This window comes from Streptomyces chrestomyceticus JCM 4735 (genome assembly GCF_003865135.1).
Classification (GTDB): Bacteria; Actinomycetota; Actinomycetes; order Streptomycetales; family Streptomycetaceae; genus Streptomyces; species Streptomyces chrestomyceticus.
The window spans coordinates 8,187,364-8,204,177 of the sequence record NZ_BHZC01000001.1; the positions used below are offsets into that span (position 1 = coordinate 8,187,364).

The following is a 16,814-nucleotide window of genomic DNA, read 5'->3' on the forward strand; positions in this document are numbered from 1 at the left end:
CGTTGCCGGCAGGCCCCGGACGGCCTGCCGGGCCGGGCCGTCGACACGAGGAGGGACGCTCCGATGGGGGAGAAGGTTGCGGCGGGCGGCACCGGTCTCACCGACCGGCAACACTATCGAAGAAAGCTGCACGAGTGTCTGACGGGATTGCAGAGGCTCCTGAACGAGAAGCGGTTCGACCGCCCCAAGAACCTGATGGGGCTGGAGATCGAATTGAATCTCGCCGGTCCCGACGGTATGCCACGCATGATGAACTCACAGGTTCTGGAGCGCATCGCGAGCCGCGATTTCCAGACCGAACTGGCCCAGTGCAACCTGGAAGTCAATATCCTTCCGCACCGGCTCTCCGGGCGCGTCCTCGACCAGCTCGCCGAAGAACTGCGCACCGGTCTGGCCTATGCCGACCGCAAGGCCGCCGAAGTGGCCGCCCGTATCGTGATGATCGGCATTCTGCCGACCCTGGCCGCCGAGGACCTGGTCGCCTCCAACCTCTCGGAGATCGACCGTTACGTCCTGCTCAACGACCAGATGCGGGCCGCGCGGGGCGAGGACTTCCAGATCGACCTGGAGGGCGTCGAGCGGCTGGTCTCCTCCTCGGCCTCCATCGCCCCCGAGGCCGCGTGCACCTCGGTGCAACTGCACCTCCAGGTCACCCCGAACCGTTTCCCCGCCGTCTGGAACGCGGCCCAGGCCATCGCCGCCGTCCAGATCGCGGTCGGCGCCAACTCACCGTTCGTCTTCGGCCGCGAACTGTGGCGCGAATCGCGCCCGCCGGTCTTCCAGCAGGCCACCGACGTCCGTCCGCCTGAGCTGCGGGCCCAGGGCGTACGTCCGCGCACCTGGTTCGGGGAACGCTGGATCGACGCCCCGTACGACCTGTTCGAAGAGAACCTGCGGTTCTTCCCGCCCCTGCTGCCCATCCACGCGGACGAGGACCCCCTCGCCGTCCTGGACGACGGCGGCATCCCGAGCCTGGCGGAACTGGTGCTGCACAACGGCACCGTCTACCGCTGGAACCGCCCGGTGTACGGCGTCGCGGACGGCGTCCCGCACCTCAGGGTCGAGAACCGGGTCCTGCCCGCGGGCCCCACCGTCACCGACGTCATCGCCAATACGGCCTTCTACTACGGGCTGGTGCGGACGCTGGCCGAGGAACCGCGGCCGGTGTGGGCCCGTATGCCGTTCGCCGCGGCCGCCGAGAACTTCGATACCGCATGCCGCCGCGGCATCGACGCCGTACTGAAGTGGCCCCGCGGCCGCTCCGGCGGCCTCGGCGAGGTCGCCGCCGTACGCCTGGTACGCCAGGAACTGCTGCCCATGGCCGCGGCCGGCCTGGACGCCTGGGGCGTCGAACCGGTCGACCGCGACCACTACCTCGGCGTGATCGAGGCGCGCTGCCGCCGCCGCGTCAACGGAGCGTCCTGGCAGGCCGCCGCGTACCACCACGCGCTCGGCCGCGGGCTGGACCGGGGCGCGGCGCTGGCGGCGATGACCCAGCGCTACAGCGAACTGATGCACTCGGGGGAGCCGGTCCACGCCTGGCCCGTCGAGTGGACCGCCGCTCCGGTGGCGGGGGTGCGGGGGCAGGGCTGAAGGAACGGGGGCGTTCTGCCTCGACGTCGTCGGGGCGGTAACCAGCGACGGTCATCATGGCGTCGGGCTGGTCCGGGACGGTGCCGCGGTCCGCGACGGCCGATCGCCTTCCGGCGGGCTCGGCGCCGTGCGCGTTCCGTGGACACGCCGAGCCGCCGTCGACGTGCTTCAGGCGGGCCGGACGGCCCTGCGGGGGCGGCGTCGGGCAAGCTATGACGTCCTGGCCGTGACGTTTTCGTCGTGACGCCTTACCCGGTACGGAACTGGAGGCAGTTGTGCAGTCGGACGCGAGTCCCGTGACCGGTGCGGAATCCCCTGGCCGGAAGCGGCGGGGCCCGGGCGGCGGGCGGGACGACGGCGTGGACGGCGGCCCGGAAGGGGGCCCGGCCGGCGGGCTCCCGCTACCGATCCTGCGCGGCGAGACGGTGCTGGTCCTGGCGCTCTCGCTCGGCGCCAGCGGCGTCTCCGCGCTCATCAGCTTCATCGGGTCGCTGACCAAACCCGGCGGCCTCAAGGACCAGGCCGCGATGCTGAACTCCTCGCACGCGCCGGGCCGCCCCTGGCTCGACCTCGCCTGGCAGTTGTTCGGCATCGCCACCGCGCTCGTCCCCGTCGCGCTGGTGGCGCATCTGCTGATCCGGGAGCGGGTCGGCGGCCTCCGGGCGGTGGGTTTCGACGGACGTCGGCCCGGATTCGACATGAGCCGCGGCGTCGGCGTGGCGGCGGTCATCGGCGGCAGCGGTCTGTTGCTCTACCTCGGCGCGCGGGCGGCCGGCTTCAACCTGACGGTGGTGCCGGAGGGGCTGCCCGACGTCTGGTGGAAGTTCCCGGTGCTGATCGCCTCGGCGGTGCAGAACGCCGTTGTCGAGGAGGTCATCGTCGTCGGCTATCTGCTGCGGCGGCTGGGGCAACTGCGGTGGACCCCGGTGGCCGCGCTGGCGGCGAGTGCGGTGCTGCGTGGCTCGTACCACCTCTACCAGGGCATCGGCGGGTTCGTCGGGAACATGGTGATGGGCGTGATCTTCGTCCTGCTGTACCGGCGCTGGGGGCGCGTCGGCCCGCTGGTCGCCGCGCACGCGCTGATCGACATCGTGGCGTTCCTCGGGTACGCGCTGTTGGCGGGGAAGGTGGGGTGGCTGCCTACGGTGTGACGGGTGGGGCCGGGCGGAAGTGGCGGTGAGGGCGGGGCGGGGGCCGGGCTCGCCCTGGGCCGCGGCCGGTCGGGCCCGTGCAGCGGCCGGGCGAACCCGCCCCTGACCCGCCTCAGGGCGCGGTGAGCAGTTCGCCGTCGATGACGGTGACGGCCGAGCCGGTGAGCAGCGTACGGTCGTCACGCAGCGCGGTCCGTACGAGACCGGTGCGGCGGGCGGGGCCCTGGAGGCCGGTGAGTTCGTCGCGGCCCAGCCTGGCCGACCAGAACGGCGCCAGCGCGGTGTGCGCGCTGCCCGTCACCGGGTCCTCGTCGATGCCCACGGCCGGGAAGAAGCAGCGGCTGACGAAGTCGTAACCGCTGTCGGAGGTGTCGGCCGCCGCGGTGGCGATCACCCCGCGGCCGCCGGGCGAGGCGAGGGTCCGCAGGTCCGGGTCCAGGGCCCGTACGGCCTTCTCGTCGGCCAGTTCGACGAGGAGGTCGCCGAGGTTCTCGCCGGTGTCGTACGCACCGAGGATCTCCACGCCCAGCGACGCGGTGACGGACGGCGGCGCCTCGACCGCCGTCAACGGGGCCGTCGGGAAGTCCATGGTGATCGCGCCGCTGTCGTCGGCCGTCGTGGTCAGCACGCCGCTGCGGGTGGTGAAGCGGACCGTGCCGGTGGCGGTCCCGGTGGTGTGCAGGACGTGCGCGGTGGCCAGGGTGGCGTGGCCGCACATGTTCACCTCGGCGGCCGGGGTGAGCCAGCGCAGCGCCCAGTCGGCGTCGCCACCCGCGGGCAGCGGGTGGGCGAAGGCGGTCTCGGAGAGGTTGACCTCGGCGGCGACCCGCTGGAGCCAGGTGTCGTCGGGAAAGCCGCCTGCGTCGAGCAGGACGACACCGGCGGGGTTGCCGCCGAAGGGGCGGTCGGTGAAGGCGTCAACGATACGAATCCTCATGGCCTGGAGCTTAGAAGTCCACCTCGCGCACGACCAAGGCCAATCGTAGGTGGGTGGACTGATTTTCGCGCCGCTGCGGTCCATGTCGGGTCCATGGCGAAAGAAGTGGCCACCTCGCAGGAGGAAGCGAGAGGAGCCAGTCGAAAGATACCTCCGTCCCCGCCGGCCCAGTCCCCGTTCCCCCGCGCCCTCTCCGGCTCAGGGCGCGACGAGCGGCTCGGCCTCGTACGCGCGGTGCAGCAGCGCCAGGAAGTCGGGTGCGTCCGGCAAGGGCGCCGGGCCGATCCGGTGTACGGCCACGCCCGGCGTCCAGGAGTTCATGACCACCCCGCCGGCCAGCGTGGGCAGGTCGGCGAGCGTGACCTCCTGGACGCGCTGGGGGACGCCGAGGCCGTCCAACTGCCGCCGGACGATGCCCATCGTGGTGCCGCCCAGCATCTCGGCCTCGGGCCACACCACGGAAGTGCCGTCCCAGAAGGCGAGGTTCCAGATGGTCGCCTCGCTGAGTCGGCCGCAGCGGTCGACGAAGGCGGCGTCGTCGAAACCCTGCCGCACGGCCTCCCGGAGGAAGTACGTCTTGCCCACCTCGCCCACGTGCTTCACGGCCGGGAGGGTCCTCTCGTGCTCGACCGTCGCGAGCGACAACGGCCCTTGCGGCCCGGAAGCGGCCGGGCCCGTACGGACCAGCACCTCGGGCTCCACCTCGGCCCCCGCCACGGTGAATTCGCCCGCCGGCGAGTACACGGTGGCCGTCAGCGAAAGGTCGGCCGGCCCCGCCTCCAGCGCCGTCCTCAGGTAGCCCCGTATCCGGTTCTCGGCCACCGCCCGGCCGAACATCTTCTCCGAGGCGACCCGCAGCCGCTCCAGGTGGAGGTCGAGGCCCCGGACCCGGCCCCGCGCACCTGCATGGCGGTGAAGTGGGCGTAGCCCGCGAAGGCGAGTGGCGCCAGGTCCCCGGCCGTCGCCGCCCGGCCGTCACGTTGGACAATGAAAGAGGTCATGACATCACTCCAGCTCGTGCGGGGGAAGCGCTCGTACGGGAACAGGGGTTGGCGGCAGCGGCCCGTCGTCCGGATCATGGACAGCGGGCGCGGAATACCGGCCCCGTGAGGGACGTTAAGGCTTCACACCGGTGAGAAGGTCAATCGCGAATGGGGCGGGCAGTGGGGCGGGGCACATGCTGATCGGGGAGTTGTCCCGGCGGACCGGAGTCAGTACACGGCTGCTGCGGTACTACGAGGCGCAGGGCCTGCTGAACGCCGAGCGCGGCACGAACGGGTACCGCTGCTACGACGACGACACAGTGGTCACCGTGCGCCAGGTCCGCGCCCTCCTGGACGCGGGGCTGACCACCGAGGTGATCCGCGCCGTGCTGCCGTGCGCCCGGGGCGAGCAGCCGGAGATCGAGATGTGCGCGGACGTTCGGGCCATCCTGAACCGGGTACTCGCGGACACCGACGAACGCATCGGCGACCTTCAGCGCAGCCGTAGCGCTCTCGTGGGGTACTTGGGGGCGAAGGGCTGAACCGTGGGGGCGCCAGCGGGGTGGCGTTTCCTGGGGCCTGCTGGAAATCGGGGGTGCCCGGGGCCGGTCACGGTGCTGCGACAACTGCGATAACCGCGGCAACTGCGGCAATCCGGGAGGTCGTACGGATGCGGACGCGGAGACGGACGCAGTGGCGTACGCAATACCCCCTTCCCGAGCGGACGGTGCGGGTACTCCGGCCGGTGCGCCTGCTCTCCGCCGTCGGCTTCCTGCTCGAAACGACTCTGTTCGCGCTGACCCTGACAGAGGAAGAGCCGAGCACCTCGACCCTGACGTGGACAGGCATCGGCGCGGTCTATTTCCCTCTCCTGTTCCTCCTGGCTCATCGGATGCTGCGCAAGGACAGCAGGGCGCGCGCGTCACGGGAGGGCTGATGCCGGCCTGAGGTCCGGCTTTGTTTCTGGGACGGTCCGGCTCAGGCGCTCTCGCCGGTGGGGTGGAGAACAGCCTCCGCGATGTCGCGCACGCGGTCCAGTGTGATGCCGTTGCGCTGTTCAACGGCGAGGGGATGGTCGGTGGGCTCCAGCTCGATGAAGGGGCGCTGACCGACGGGACGCGTGTGAACGTGGGTCTTCAGGTTGACGGTGCTGGGCGAGTACGGGGAAAGCTCAGTGGCCAGCCACCCGAAGTACGGACCCTCGGCCTCGCGTCCGGGGGCGTCCCGCAGGTCCGCTGAGCGGGCGAAGTTGTCCCTGCTCAGGGACGTCCAGACGGCCCACGAGAACACGTCGTCGCTGCCGATGACCGGTATCTCGACCAGCCCCTTGACGAAGTAGTGCTCAGCCTTGATGACGCACTGGTCGGCGGAGAGCAGGCTGCCGTCGGCGTCGGCGAAGCTCGGGTCCCAGTAGTAGGGGGCCGCGGCCGCGTAGTGCGTCGGCAGCTCTGCGTGGAACTGGCCGCAGCAGGAGCAGGTGAATCCGAGGGCGCTGGTCATGAACGAGAGCCTAATGATCGGCTCAAGCGCCCGGATGTCAGCGCCCAGATCCGCTCAGACGCGCCATCGCGCGGTGCGGATTCATCGACACAGGTCGGAGACTCGCTGCCCTCGGGCGTTGCCATCCGAACAGTTCCGATATATCGTTGAAGCATCGCGAACGATCAAAGTGATGTCGCGAGTGATCAAAGATGCCACCACGAGAAGGAAGGAGCGCCTTATGCGTTCCCACGGACACGAGCACCACGGACACGGCCGCCGCGGCGGCCGCGGAGATTACGAAGGGCGGTTCGAGGAGCGGCGCGCCGCGTTCGGGCCGTTCGGGCCGCCTTTCGGTGGGCCGCCGTTCGGCGGCCGGGGCCGCGGCGGGCCGCGTGGCCGGGCGCGGCGGGGCGACGTACGCGCCTCGATCCTGGCCCTGCTGAAGGACCGGCCGATGCACGGTTACGAGATGATCCAGGAGATCGCCGAGCGCAGTGGCGGAGCCTGGAAGCCGAGCCCCGGCTCGGTGTACCCCACCCTCCAGCTCCTGGAGGACGAGGGGCTGATCAGCAGTGCGAGCGAGGGCGGCAAGAAGCTCTTCTCGCTGACCGAGGCCGGACGTACGGAGGCGGAGAGCGTCGCCGACGCGCCCTGGGAGGAAGCCGGCCGAGGCGTCGACTGGGAGGCCATGAACGAGATCCGCAAGGCGGGTGGCGGCCTCGTCGAGGCGTTCCGGCAGGTGTGGGCCACCGGTACGCCGGAGCAGCGGGAGAAGGCCATCTCGGTGGTCAACAAGGCCCGCAAGGAGCTGTACCTGATCCTCGCCGAGGACGAGTGAGCCGTTCGCCGTCGCACGCGCGGAGTTGAGGCGCGACGATGACGGGTGAGTTCGGCAGGGCCGTGACCGGGAAACCGGGTCACGGCCCTCTCGCGTCCGGACGGGCCGGTGCTCGCTCCGGAGGTTTGAGGTGGTGGTATGTGTCCCACTCGGTCTCGGGGGCGGCGCGTCGTCTCTCCTTCGCAAGGATGAGATTCCGGCAAGACGTGCCCAACCACGGGCGGATGCGCAAATGCTTCCCGCCGGGGATGTTCCGGGCGTCGGCTGCTGGTGGGGTGGGGACTGTGCAAAACCGTACTGCGTACAACAGCGGAGGGGGCTCGCCCCGCGAGGACCTCGAAACGCGGCTCACCGTGGAACTCGCTTCGGTGGTCTCCACTGCCCGCAGGCGTGCCACGCGGGACGGTGACCGGCAGGTGGACACGGCCCACCTGCTGCACGGACTTCTGGAGTCGGACCCGTCGGTGCGGGCGGCGTTCGACGGTGGGGCGCAGGTCGCCCGGCTGCTCGGCTATCTCGTCCAGCGCAGCATCGGGTACGGCCTCCAGTGGCACGGCACCGTCGAGGATTCCGGCGCGGTCCCGATGGTGACCGAAGAGGTCGTACCGGGCTGGTCGCCCGCCGCGGCCGCCGCCCTGGACGGCGCACTCGACCGCGCGCACGCCCGGTACGCGACCCATGCCGCCTGCCTCGACCTGCTCGCGGCCCTCGTGGACGACCCCGAGTCGCGCGCGGTCGAGGTGCTGCGCCGGGCCGCGGTCGACACGGAACAACTGGCGGCCCGGCTGGACGGGGACCGCTCCGGCCAGGACTGACAGGCACAATGGGGGTGACGCTGCTGACGGCTCCTGCCATGCTGTGCCGATGCGCGCGTCTACGGGGAGTGCAGCGGGCCTGGGGGCCGGTGGGAGCCCGGGGGAGCCGGGGCAGACGGGGGTTTCGCGGGGCTTGAGGGTTTCGCGAGCCTCGCAGAGCTCGCAGACTTCGCGGGCTCCGGGCGGCCCGAGGGAGTCCCGGGGCGCGGACCGTCCGGCGAACGGCGGTCCGACCGGCCGGAGCCGGAGCGTCGGGCTCACCCTGGCGCTGATCTCCGCGTTCGCCTTCGGCGGTTCGGGTGTGGCCGCCAAACCCCTGATCACAGCCGGCCTCGAACCCCTGCACGTCACCTGGCTGCGGGCCGCGGGCGCCGCCCTCGTCATGCTGCCTGTCGCCTGGCGCCACCGGCGGCTGCCGCTGCGGCGCCCCGCCCTCCTCGCGGGCTTCGGTCTGCTCGCCGTCGCCGGCGTCCAGGCGTGCTACTTCGCGGCGCTCTCGCGCATCCCCGTGGGGGTCGCGCTGCTCATCGAATACCTCGCGCCCGCGCTGGTGCTCGGCTGGGTGTGGTTCGTCCAGCGGAAGCCGGTCACGCGGGCCGCGGCGGTCGGTGTCGTCCTGGCGGTCGGCGGGCTGGCATGTGTGGTGGAGGTGTGGTCCGGTCTCCGTCTCGACCCGGTCGGACTCGCGCTGGCTCTCGGCGCCGCCTGCTGCCAGGTCGGATACTTCGTCCTCGCCGACCACGGGAGCGACGGTGCGGACGCGGCGGACCCGCTGGGCGTGATCGCGTACGGGCTGCTGATCGGCGCGGCCGTGCTGACCGTGGTCGCGCGCCCCTGGGAGATGGACTGGCCGGTGCTCGGTGGCAGCGCCTACCTGGATGGGACCCGGGTGCCCGCCGGAGTGCTGCTGGTGTGGGTCGTGCTGGTCGCCACCGTGCTGGCGTACGTCACCGGTGTCCTGTCGGTGCGTCGGCTGTCCCCGCAGGTGGCGGGGGTGGTGGCGTGTCTGGAGGCGGTGATCGCGACCGTACTGGCGTGGGTGCTGCTCGGCGAGCACCTCACCGCGCCGCAGGTCGTGGGGGGACTGGTGGTCCTGGCCGGGGCGTTCGTCGCGCAGTCGGCGACTCCGAGGTCGGGGCGGGCGGACGAGGGGAGCGGGGGTGGGGGCGGGGGAGACGCGGCGCCTGTACGAGCGGGCGGACCCCCGATGAGTGGGACCGCATCGGACGGGACCGCATCTGACAAGTCCGCGTCCTGCGAGTCCGCATCAGGCAGCGCCGCATCGGGCAATGCCGCATCGCGTGACCGACACGGCTGACCCCCCCCGAGGGCGGGCACTCACGGCCTCGAAGACGGCCGGGACTTGTCGGCCGACCGATGCGCCTCCTAAGGTGCCGATCATGCGTTTGACTGTGCTGCCCCCTCCCGCCGCCTAGCGCGGGCGGCGGTCACCGAGCGAGAACCCGCCCCGGGCCCGGCGTGATCCGCAGGACGCGCCCCGCCCCGGGCCGGTCGTTGCTGCCCGCACACGGGACCACGCGACCATTCCACGGCGCCCGGCGCCGTCCCGGATCTCCCGGAGAAGCACAGCCATGCATGGTGTCTCTTCCCATGCCCTGCCCGTGGGCAGGGGCCTGTTGTACGTGACCGTCGCCGCGACTGCCTGGGGCACAGCGGGCGCGGCTGCCTCCCTCCTCTACGGCAGCAGCGGCCTCGGCCCTCTCGCCCTCACCTTCTGGCGCACCGTCGGCGGCCTTCTGCTGCTGTCGGCCGTACGGGCGGTACTGCGCCGCCGGATGGTGCGTGTCCCGGATTCCGTCGTACGTCCGCAAAAACCGCTGCGGCGCCGCGTCGTACGGATGGCCGCCACCGGGATCGCGCTGGCGGTCTTCCAGGCCGCGTACTTCGCGGCCGTGGAGAGCACCGGGCTGGCTGTGGGCACCGTCGTGACCATGGGGGCCGGGCCCGTCCTCATCGCGCTGGGCGCGCGGCTGACCATGGGCGAACGACTCGGCGCCGGAGGAGTTCTGGCCGTCCTGGGCGCGCTGTCCGGGCTGGCCGTGCTGGTCCTCGGAGGCGGTGATTCCGGTACGGTACGGCCCTCCGGGGTCGCTCTGGCGATGCTGTCCGCCGCGGGCTGCGCGGTGATGACGCTGACGACCCGCCGTTTGGGGCAGGCTGGTGACGCCGCCGATCCGTACGGCTCGACGATCAGCGCGTTCGCCGTCGGAGCCGCATGCCTGCTGCCGTTCGCCGCGGCCGAAGGGCTGTGGCCGCAGGCGCACGAACTGGGCCGCAGCCTCTGGCTCATGGGCTACATCGCCGCCGTACCGACGGCCCTCGGCTACGGCCTGTACTTCGCGGGCCTGACCGCCGTACGCGCGGCCACGGCCTCGGTGATCTCGCTGGTCGAACCGGTGTCCGCGGCGGCGATCGCGGTGCTCCTCCTGGGCGAGGAACTGACGGCCGGCACGGCCCTCGGTACGTGTGTGCTGCTCACGGCCGTCGCGGGACTGGCCGTGGCCGAGGCACGGGGAGCGGTGGCAGCCCGTACGGGCCGGTCGGGGCGGCGATGGTGCGCTGATCGGCTCAGGCTGGGCCGGGCCGGGGGCGGCTCGCGGAGGGGCGATCCGTCCCCGGCCTCCGACCCGGCCCGCCCCTCCGCCGGACCGTCAGCCGCGATCGGCCGCCAGCCGCCGCAGTTGATGGGTGCGGGCCTGGGCGTCACGGGGTGCCGCCCGTTCGGCCAGGCGCTCCGAGATGCGCCGCTGTACGGTCTCGCTCCGCTTGCCCGCGTACTTGAACTTGGCCCGCACGTCCGTGACTTCCAGCCGCAGCCCCCGGATGCCGGGAAGCTGGCGCCCGTAGGGCGGGCCGTCCGCGGTGACCGGCGCCGACCCGCCCTCGGGCTGGAAGTGCCCGACCTGCCGCGCCAGCAGCGCGGCCTTCTCCTGCGGGTCGTCCACGACGTGGGCCGTGCAGGTGAGCTGGACGGCGGCGTAGAAGCTGGTGGGGACGCCGTGCTCGGGCGGTTCCTCCTCGGCGGCCTGCCACGGCCCCGGTATGAACACGTAGTCGTCCACGACGCTGAGCAGGACGGCCGGGGCGGTCTCCAGCGCGCGCCATATCGGGTTGGGGCGGGCGAGGTGGGTGACGGCCTCGCGGCGGGCCGGGTCGTAGGCGAAGTGCAGGGGCTGGACGAGGGGCGGGGAGCCGGGCGGTCCGTTGACGGCGAGCTGGCCGAAGTCGTGGCCGGCCAGCCAGTCCTGCCACTCGGTGTCGTCGGTGGGCGCGTCCCAGGGGTGGATCAGCATGCGCGCCTCCTTCAGCGGGCCGAGAGGTAGGCGGGTTCGACGATGTCCGGGGCGAGGTCGTCGGCCGGGACGGGAGCTCCGTACCGGGGGGCGACCGGCAGGACGCCGCTCCAGTGGGGGAGCGCGAGGTCCGCGGGCTCGTCGTTCGGGCCGCCGGTGCGGATCTTGGCGGAGACCTCGTCCAGGTCGAGGCGGATGACGGCGGTGGCGGCCAGCTCCTTGGCGTTCGCCGGCCGGGAGTCGGCGGCCCGGCCCGGCACGACCTGGTCGACCAGCGTGTCGAGCGCGGCCGTCTTCTCGTCGTGGTCGGTGACCTGGTAGGCGGTGCCGTGGACGACGACGCTGCGGTAGTTGATCGAGTGGTGGAAGGCCGACTTGGCCAGGACCAGGCCGTCGACGTGGGTGACGGTGACGCACACGGGCAGGCCGGGGTCGGCCGTCTCACCGGCCATGCGCAGCGGGCGCGAACCGGTCGATCCGTGCAAGTAGAGGCGGTGGCCGACCCGGCCGTAGAGCGTGGGCAGGACGACGGGGGCGCCGTCGCGGACGAAACCGAGGTGGCACAGGTAGCCGGCGTCGAGGATGGCGTGCACGGTCTCGTGGTCGTAGGCGGCGCGCTCGCGGGCGCGGGTCGGCACGGTGCGCTCCGTCCGGGTGAAGGACAGCTCCTTGGGCGCCTGGGGCATTGCGTACTCCATTGCACTAGTGCATAATTGGTTTTGTGCTAGGAGAGTATCGGATCGAAGGGCGGCGCGCATCGGAAATTGCCGCCAGTGTCGAGCGAGCCGTCGGTGCGGGCGAGCTCCAACCGGGCGAAGTCCTGCCACCAATGCGGGAGTTGGCCGTCTATCTGGAGGTCAATCCCAATACGGTGGCGTCCGCGTACCGGACGCTGCGGGACCGGGGGGTGATCGAGACCGCGGGCCGCCGCGGCAGCCGGGTGCGCCCGCGGCCGGCCAGTACGGTCCGCGAGGCGGTGCTGGGGCCCCTGCCGCCCGGCGTGCGCGACGCGGCCGCAGGAAATCCGGACCCCGCGCTGCTGCCCGCCCTCGGGCGGGCGCTGGCCGCGGCCGCCGCCCGCAGCGCGGAGCGCCCGACGCTGTACGGGGCCCCTGCCGTCACCACGGAGCTGGAGCGGATGGCCCGCGCCGCCTTCGAGGCCGACGGGGTGCCGAGCGGCTCGATCGCCGTCACCTCCGGGGCGCTGGACGCGATAGAGCGGGTGCTCGACGTGCATCTGCGGCCCGGTGACACGGTCGCGGTCGAGGACCCGGGCTGGGGGAGCCTGCTGGACCTGATTCCCGGCCTCGGGCTGCGGGCCGTTCCGGTCGCGGTGGACGACGAGGGGCCGCTGCCCGACCAGGTCGGCCGGGCGGTGCGCGACGGCGCCCGCGCCCTGGTCGTCACGGACCGGGCACAGAACCCGACGGGTGCCGTGCTCGGCGCCGCCCGGTCCCGGGAGCTGCGCGAGGTGCTGGCGGGCCATCGGGACCTGCTGCTGGTGGAGGACGATCACGGCCACGACATCGTCGACCTCCCGCTGCATCCGCTCGCGGGCGCCACGGACCACTGGGCGCTGGTCCGTTCCACGGCCAAGGCGTACGGCCCCGACCTGCGGCTCGCCGTGCTGACCGGGGACGCCGTGACGGTGGACCGGGTGCGTGGGCGCCAGCGGCTCGGACCCGGCTGGGTGAGCCATCTCCTGCAGGACGCGGTGGTGCACCTGTGGCGTACGGGAGCGGTCGACCCGAAGGCCGTCGCGGACGCCTACGGCAGACGCCGGAACGTGCTGATCGACGCCTTGGCGGCCCGCGGCGTCCGGGCGCGGGGACGCAGCGGGATGAACGTATGGATTCCGGTGCCCGACGAAACCGGCGCGGTCGCCCGGCTGTTGCACGCGGGCTGGGCCGTCGCGCCCGGAGCGCGCTTCCGTATGGGCTCGCCGCCCGGCATACGCATCACCATCGCGGGCCTCGCGGAGGAGGAACTGCCGGCACTGGCGGATGCCGTCGCCTCCGCCGTCGAACCGAAGGAGGCGCGCCGTTACGACTGAACTGAGTTGATCGCGGGAGCGGGGAGAGGCGGGAGCGGGGTGCCGCAGCCGCAGGGTGGACCGTGGCGTCGGCTGACGGGGCGCCGCAACCTGGCAGGCGCTCACGGACCGACTCACTGACCGACGGATTGATCCGCCGATCGGCCGACTGCCGGACTGGCCGACTGATTGCTTCGCCGATCGGTCGACTGCCGGACCGGCTGATCGACCGACTGGCTGAATGAGGGGGAACGGTGCTGGTTACGATCGCACGATGCTTGATCAGAGCTTTCTTGTCCGTGGTCCGCGGGTGGCTGTCCGGCGGATCTCCTTCCGGGACCGGGAGGAGATCGCGACCCTCACCCGCGAGAGCGCCGCACTGCACCACCCGTGGATCCCCGCGCGGGACACCACGGAAGAGGCGTTCCGCGCGTACGTCGCCAAGTTCGACCAGCCCACCCATGAGGGCTTCGTGGTGTGTCTCCGGGGGAGCGGTGCGATCGTCGGCGGGGTCAACATCAACAACATCGTGCGGGGCGGCATCCAGAGCGGAGCCCTCGGCTACGTCGCCTACGCGTCCACCACCGGGCACGGCTATATGACCGAAGGGCTCCGCCTCGTCGTCCGGTACGCCTTCACCGAGCTGGGGCTGCACCGGCTGGAAGCCAACATCCAGCCCGGCAACGTCTCCTCCGTCCGGCTCGTCGAGCGACTGGGGTTCCGGCTGGAGGGCTACTCCCCGCGCTTCCAGTATGTGGACGGCGCGTGGCGCGACCACGAACGGTGGGCGGTGACTGCCGAGATGACCGAGCAGGCCGCTGGGTCGGTCCCTCGCTAGCTGGTACGACGGGGGCGGCTCTGGGTCAGTGCGGCTCCTGCCAGGACGATCAGCGCGCCGACGGGAGTGTTCCAGCGGAGTTGCTCGCCGAGCAGGGCGACACCGGCCGTGGTGGCGATCACGGGGACGAAATAGGTGACCATCTGGGCGGTGGTGGGGCCCACCTCGGCCACCAGCCCGTACTGCAACAGGAAGGCGAACCCGGTGCCCAGGGCGCCGAGCGCGACGACGGCGAGGAGGGGGACGACAGGGTAGGCGGCCGGGGCGGAGGTGAAGAGCGCGGTCACCAGGCCGACCTGGGCCGTGGCGAGGAGCATCTGGGTACCGGAGAGGGCGACGTTGGAGACCTTGGCGCCGGCCAGGGTGCGCCGGACGTAGATCCAGCCGATGGGGTAGCTCAGTGATGCGCCCAGGGCCATCGCGGTGCCCGTCGGATCCGTTCCGGAGAATCCCTGCCAGGCGCCGAGCACGGTCAGTACGCCCAGGAAGCCGAGGCCCAGGCCCGCGACGCGGCGGCGGGTGGGCCGGTCCTCGGAGAGGGCGACCAGGGAGAGGGCCATGCCCCACAGTGGGGAGCTGGCGTTGCAGATGCCGGCCAGGGTGGAGGGGATGGTCAGCTCGGCGTAGGCCAAGAGGGAGAAGGGGAGGGCGTTGAGGAAGAACGCGGCGACCGCCAGATGACCCCAGGTCCGCGCGGAGCGGGGCAGCCGCTCCCGCTTGGCGACCAGTACGGCGACGAGCACCGCCGAGCCGAACGCCAGGCGGCCGAAGGTGACGTGCAGGGGCGCGTACCCCTGTGTGCCGACCTTGATGAAGAGGAAGCTGAAGCCCCAGACCAGGCTCAGGATGCCGAACCGCAGGCGCCAGTCGAGGGCGCGGCGTGTGCTGCCCCGGTGCGCGTCGGTTCGGGGCAGATCCATGGGGTGGGCCGGGGTGGTGCCGGGGGTGGTTCGGGAGCGGGTTGGGGGTGACGGTGGGGGAGTTGCAGATGTTTCGGAAGGGGCGGCGGTGCTCATAGGACTACGATGCGGCTCCCTGATTTCGTAGCACAAGCGAGTTTTCGTAGGAGATATCGCTTAGCATTGCTTAGATGTTGAACCTTGATCGCTTGCGGACGCTGAGCGCGGTGGCCCGGCACGGCTCGGTGAGTGCGGCGGCGGACGGGCTGCATGTGACGACCTCCGCCGTCTCGCAGCAGCTCGCCAAGCTGGAGCGGGAGACAGGCCAGCAGCTCCTGGCCAAGAACGGGCGTGGTGTGCGGCTGACCGACGCCGGCCGGCTGCTGGCCGACCATGCCGTACGGATTCTCTCGCAGGTCGAGCTGGCTCAGGCGGAGCTGGAGGCCCACCGCGGTCAGGCCGTCGGTGAGCTGCGGCTCGGTGCCTTCCCCACCGCGGCGCGCGGACTGTTCCCCGCCGCGCTGGCCGGGCTCCGCGCCGAGCATCCCCAACTCCGCCCGCTGCTGCGGGAGATGGAGCCCGAAGCCTCGGTGCGGTGCGTGGTGCGCGGCGACATCGACCTGGGTGTCGTGCTGGACTGGCACAATCGGCCGCTGTCACTGCCCGAAGGGCTGGCGAAGGTGCCGATCCTGAACGACCCGGCCGACGTCGCCATGCCGGCCGATCATCCGCTGGCGCACCGCGACTCGGTCGAACTGGCGGAGCTGGCCGACGACGAGTGGGTCTCCTGGCCGCAGGGCGAGTTCTGCCACGACTGGCTGATGTTCACCCTGCGCAGCCAGGGGATCGAGCCGCGCATCGCGCACATGGTGGAGGAGCACCACACCCAACTGGCACTGATCGGAGCCGGACTGGGGGTCGCGGTGGCGCCCCGGCTGGGGCGCGGGCCGGTGCCGGCGGGGGTGCGCGTGGTGCCCGTACGCCACACGATGCAGCGGCACGTCTACGCGATCTGGCGCGCCGACGCCGACCGGAGGCCGTCCATCCGTGCCGCGGTCACCGCGTTGCGCGCGGCGGGCGAGGAGGTGGAAGGGCGTTGAAGGGGGTTGAAGGGTTCGGGGCGGCCGACCCGGAGTTCTCTCTGAGAATTTCGGGAATCGGGGTGCCTGGCTGAGTTGGCTGGGCTGGCTTGACTGACCGAGGAGTTGGCTGGGCTGGGCGAGCTGACCAAGGAGGTGGACGGGCTGGGCGGGTCGGCTGGCCTGGTTGGGTTGGCCGGGCTGGTTGGGTTGGCCGGGCTGGTTGGGTTGGCCGGGCTGACTGACCCGGCCGGGAACCGGGTCACCGTGGTGGGGTCGCTTGGGGACTAGCGGAGGTCTTCTTCCGGGAGCAGGGGCGGGGCGGCGGTCGGCAGATCGGTTGGCGGTGGCACATCGGCCTGTAACAGGAGGGGTGATGTGCCGAAACCGTGCCGTGCGTAAGCCCGGACCGCCCGGACGCTGGAGTGCACTGTCACGCGTTCAAGTCCCTGCTGGTGAGCCAGTTCCAGCACCGCGTCGATGAGCCGCCCGCCCAGACCTCCGTCCCGCTCGCGCGGTACGACGTACACACACTGCACATCACCCGACGCCCGCTCCAGCGCGCGCGGGCTCGGTACACGCCGGGTGACCGCCAGCCACGCCATGCCGATGACGGCGTCGCCACGGACCATGACCAGACAGTGGTGCGAGGACGCGTTCTCCCGCGACCACGCCACGAAATGGCGCACGAACGCATCGCGCGTGGTGACGGGCGGCGCCTCGCCGGCCTCCCGCACCCACTGCCATCGGAGTGCGGCGACGGCCTCAAGATCGTCCGGGCGGGCGGAGCGGATGTGGAGGGTGTTCGTGAGGTGGGTGCCCATGGGGGCATGGTGGTCCAAGGGCCGCCGTC

Annotated in this window: 16 protein-coding genes and 2 pseudogenes; 11 read left to right on the forward strand and 7 right to left on the reverse strand. The window is 72.0% G+C overall.

What is annotated here, in order from left to right:
* The first annotated feature begins 63 nt into the window (after window positions 1-63).
* On the forward strand, window positions 64-1,593 hold the full coding sequence (locus EJG53_RS35830) for a glutamate-cysteine ligase family protein (protein ID WP_125048384.1): 1,530 nt from the start codon (window positions 64-66) through the stop codon (window positions 1,591-1,593).
* 359 nt (window positions 1,594-1,952) lie between these two features.
* Window positions 1,953-2,744, forward strand: coding sequence for a CPBP family intramembrane glutamic endopeptidase (locus EJG53_RS35835; RefSeq protein WP_125049814.1), 792 nt, complete (start codon window positions 1,953-1,955; stop codon window positions 2,742-2,744).
* Between the two features lie 112 nt (window positions 2,745-2,856).
* On the opposite strand, the gene EJG53_RS35840 is transcribed toward EJG53_RS35835, so the two are convergent.
* On the reverse strand, window positions 2,857-3,681 hold the full coding sequence (locus EJG53_RS35840; protein WP_125048385.1) for a PhzF family phenazine biosynthesis protein: 825 nt from the start codon (window positions 3,679-3,681) through the stop codon (window positions 2,857-2,859).
* Window positions 3,682-3,879: 198 nt separating this feature from the next.
* Window positions 3,880-4,682: pseudogene (locus EJG53_RS35845) on the reverse strand (aminotransferase class IV family protein).
* Window positions 4,683-4,858: 176 nt separating this feature from the next.
* Between EJG53_RS35845 and EJG53_RS35850 the strand changes: the two are divergent.
* Together EJG53_RS35850 and EJG53_RS35855 are read left to right on the forward strand one after the other, a co-directional pair.
* On the forward strand, window positions 4,859-5,206 hold the full coding sequence (locus EJG53_RS35850) for a MerR family transcriptional regulator (protein WP_125048386.1): 348 nt from the start codon (window positions 4,859-4,861) through the stop codon (window positions 5,204-5,206).
* A 203-nt stretch (window positions 5,207-5,409) separates the two neighbouring features.
* Window positions 5,410-5,601, forward strand: a complete 192-nt coding sequence (locus EJG53_RS35855; protein ID WP_125048387.1) for a hypothetical protein — start codon at window positions 5,410-5,412, stop codon at window positions 5,599-5,601.
* 41 nt (window positions 5,602-5,642) lie between these two features.
* Here the strand turns inward: EJG53_RS35855 and EJG53_RS35860 are convergent, their stop codons facing one another.
* Window positions 5,643-6,164 (reverse strand): DUF2199 domain-containing protein, encoded by a 522-nt coding sequence (locus EJG53_RS35860; RefSeq protein WP_125048388.1) that lies wholly within the window; start codon window positions 6,162-6,164, stop codon window positions 5,643-5,645.
* Window positions 6,165-6,384: 220 nt separating this feature from the next.
* Here EJG53_RS35860 and EJG53_RS35865 point away from each other — a divergent pair, with 220 nt between their 5' ends.
* The 4 genes and pseudogenes from EJG53_RS35865 to EJG53_RS35880 form a co-directional block, all read left to right on the forward strand.
* A complete protein-coding gene (locus EJG53_RS35865) occupies window positions 6,385-6,984 on the forward strand; it encodes a PadR family transcriptional regulator (protein ID WP_125048389.1) in 600 nt (199 codons plus the stop codon).
* A gap of 284 nt (window positions 6,985-7,268) precedes the next feature.
* Window positions 7,269-7,799: a Clp protease N-terminal domain-containing protein gene (locus tag EJG53_RS35870; protein ID WP_125048390.1), complete on the forward strand. Its 531-nt coding sequence runs from the start codon at window positions 7,269-7,271 to the stop codon at window positions 7,797-7,799.
* A 268-nt stretch (window positions 7,800-8,067) separates the two neighbouring features.
* Complete coding sequence (locus EJG53_RS35875) at window positions 8,068-9,117, forward strand: EamA family transporter (protein WP_174856593.1); 1,050 nt, start codon at window positions 8,068-8,070, stop codon at window positions 9,115-9,117.
* A 274-nt stretch (window positions 9,118-9,391) separates the two neighbouring features.
* Window positions 9,392-10,354 (forward strand): annotated as a pseudogene (locus tag EJG53_RS35880) (DMT family transporter); the annotation flags it as partial.
* Between the two features lie 117 nt (window positions 10,355-10,471).
* On the opposite strand, the gene EJG53_RS35885 reads toward EJG53_RS35880, so the two are convergent.
* Together EJG53_RS35885 and EJG53_RS35890 are read right to left on the reverse strand one after the other, a co-directional pair.
* Window positions 10,472-11,113, reverse strand: a complete 642-nt coding sequence (locus EJG53_RS35885; protein WP_125049815.1) for an FMN-binding negative transcriptional regulator — start codon at window positions 11,111-11,113, stop codon at window positions 10,472-10,474.
* Window positions 11,114-11,124: 11 nt separating this feature from the next.
* Complete coding sequence (locus EJG53_RS35890) at window positions 11,125-11,799, reverse strand: pyridoxamine 5'-phosphate oxidase family protein (protein ID WP_125048392.1); 675 nt, start codon at window positions 11,797-11,799, stop codon at window positions 11,125-11,127.
* Between the two features lie 35 nt (window positions 11,800-11,834).
* Between EJG53_RS35890 and EJG53_RS35895 the strand changes: the two genes are divergently transcribed.
* Both EJG53_RS35895 and EJG53_RS35900 read left to right on the forward strand, forming a co-directional pair.
* A complete protein-coding gene (locus EJG53_RS35895) occupies window positions 11,835-13,166 on the forward strand; it encodes an aminotransferase class I/II-fold pyridoxal phosphate-dependent enzyme (protein ID WP_125048393.1) in 1,332 nt (443 codons plus the stop codon).
* Between the two features lie 253 nt (window positions 13,167-13,419).
* A complete protein-coding gene (locus tag EJG53_RS35900) occupies window positions 13,420-13,983 on the forward strand; it encodes a GNAT family N-acetyltransferase (protein ID WP_125048394.1) in 564 nt (187 codons plus the stop codon).
* Here EJG53_RS35900 and EJG53_RS35905 read toward each other — a convergent pair.
* Window positions 13,980-15,035 carry a DMT family transporter gene (locus EJG53_RS35905; protein ID WP_371858762.1) on the reverse strand — a complete coding sequence of 352 codons (1,056 nt, stop codon included), beginning with the start codon at window positions 15,033-15,035 and terminating at the stop codon, window positions 13,980-13,982. The genes EJG53_RS35900 and EJG53_RS35905 overlap by 4 nt on opposite strands.
* A gap of 38 nt (window positions 15,036-15,073) precedes the next feature.
* Between EJG53_RS35905 and EJG53_RS35910 the strand changes: the two genes are divergently transcribed.
* Complete coding sequence (locus tag EJG53_RS35910) at window positions 15,074-15,982, forward strand: LysR family transcriptional regulator (RefSeq protein ID WP_125048396.1); 909 nt, start codon at window positions 15,074-15,076, stop codon at window positions 15,980-15,982.
* Window positions 15,983-16,248: 266 nt separating this feature from the next.
* Here the strand turns inward: EJG53_RS35910 and EJG53_RS35920 are convergent, their stop codons facing one another.
* A complete protein-coding gene (locus EJG53_RS35920; RefSeq protein ID WP_125048397.1) occupies window positions 16,249-16,785 on the reverse strand; it encodes a GNAT family N-acetyltransferase in 537 nt (178 codons plus the stop codon).
* Window positions 16,786-16,814 lie beyond the last annotated feature (29 nt).

What these genes read in the sequence shown, in the direction of transcription:
- EJG53_RS35910 (WP_125048396.1), top strand. Translation starts at nt 15,074, where the DNA reads ATGTTGAACCTTGATCGCTTGCGGACGCTGAGCGCGGTGGCCCGGCAC.
- EJG53_RS35885 (WP_125049815.1), bottom strand. Translation starts at nt 11,113, where the DNA reads ATGCTGATCCACCCCTGGGACGCGCCCACCGACGACACCGAGTGGCAG.
- EJG53_RS35850 (WP_125048386.1), top strand. Translation starts at nt 4,859, where the DNA reads ATGCTGATCGGGGAGTTGTCCCGGCGGACCGGAGTCAGTACACGGCTG.
- EJG53_RS35900 (WP_125048394.1), top strand. Translation starts at nt 13,420, where the DNA reads ATGCTTGATCAGAGCTTTCTTGTCCGTGGTCCGCGGGTGGCTGTCCGG.
- EJG53_RS35890 (WP_125048392.1), bottom strand. Translation starts at nt 11,799, where the DNA reads ATGCCCCAGGCGCCCAAGGAGCTGTCCTTCACCCGGACGGAGCGCACC.
- EJG53_RS35865 (WP_125048389.1), top strand. Translation starts at nt 6,385, where the DNA reads ATGCGTTCCCACGGACACGAGCACCACGGACACGGCCGCCGCGGCGGC.
- EJG53_RS35840 (WP_125048385.1), bottom strand. Translation starts at nt 3,681, where the DNA reads ATGAGGATTCGTATCGTTGACGCCTTCACCGACCGCCCCTTCGGCGGC.
- EJG53_RS35920 (WP_125048397.1), bottom strand. Translation starts at nt 16,785, where the DNA reads ATGGGCACCCACCTCACGAACACCCTCCACATCCGCTCCGCCCGCCCG.
- EJG53_RS35860 (WP_125048388.1), bottom strand. Translation starts at nt 6,164, where the DNA reads ATGACCAGCGCCCTCGGATTCACCTGCTCCTGCTGCGGCCAGTTCCAC.
- EJG53_RS35830 (WP_125048384.1), top strand. Translation starts at nt 64, where the DNA reads ATGGGGGAGAAGGTTGCGGCGGGCGGCACCGGTCTCACCGACCGGCAA.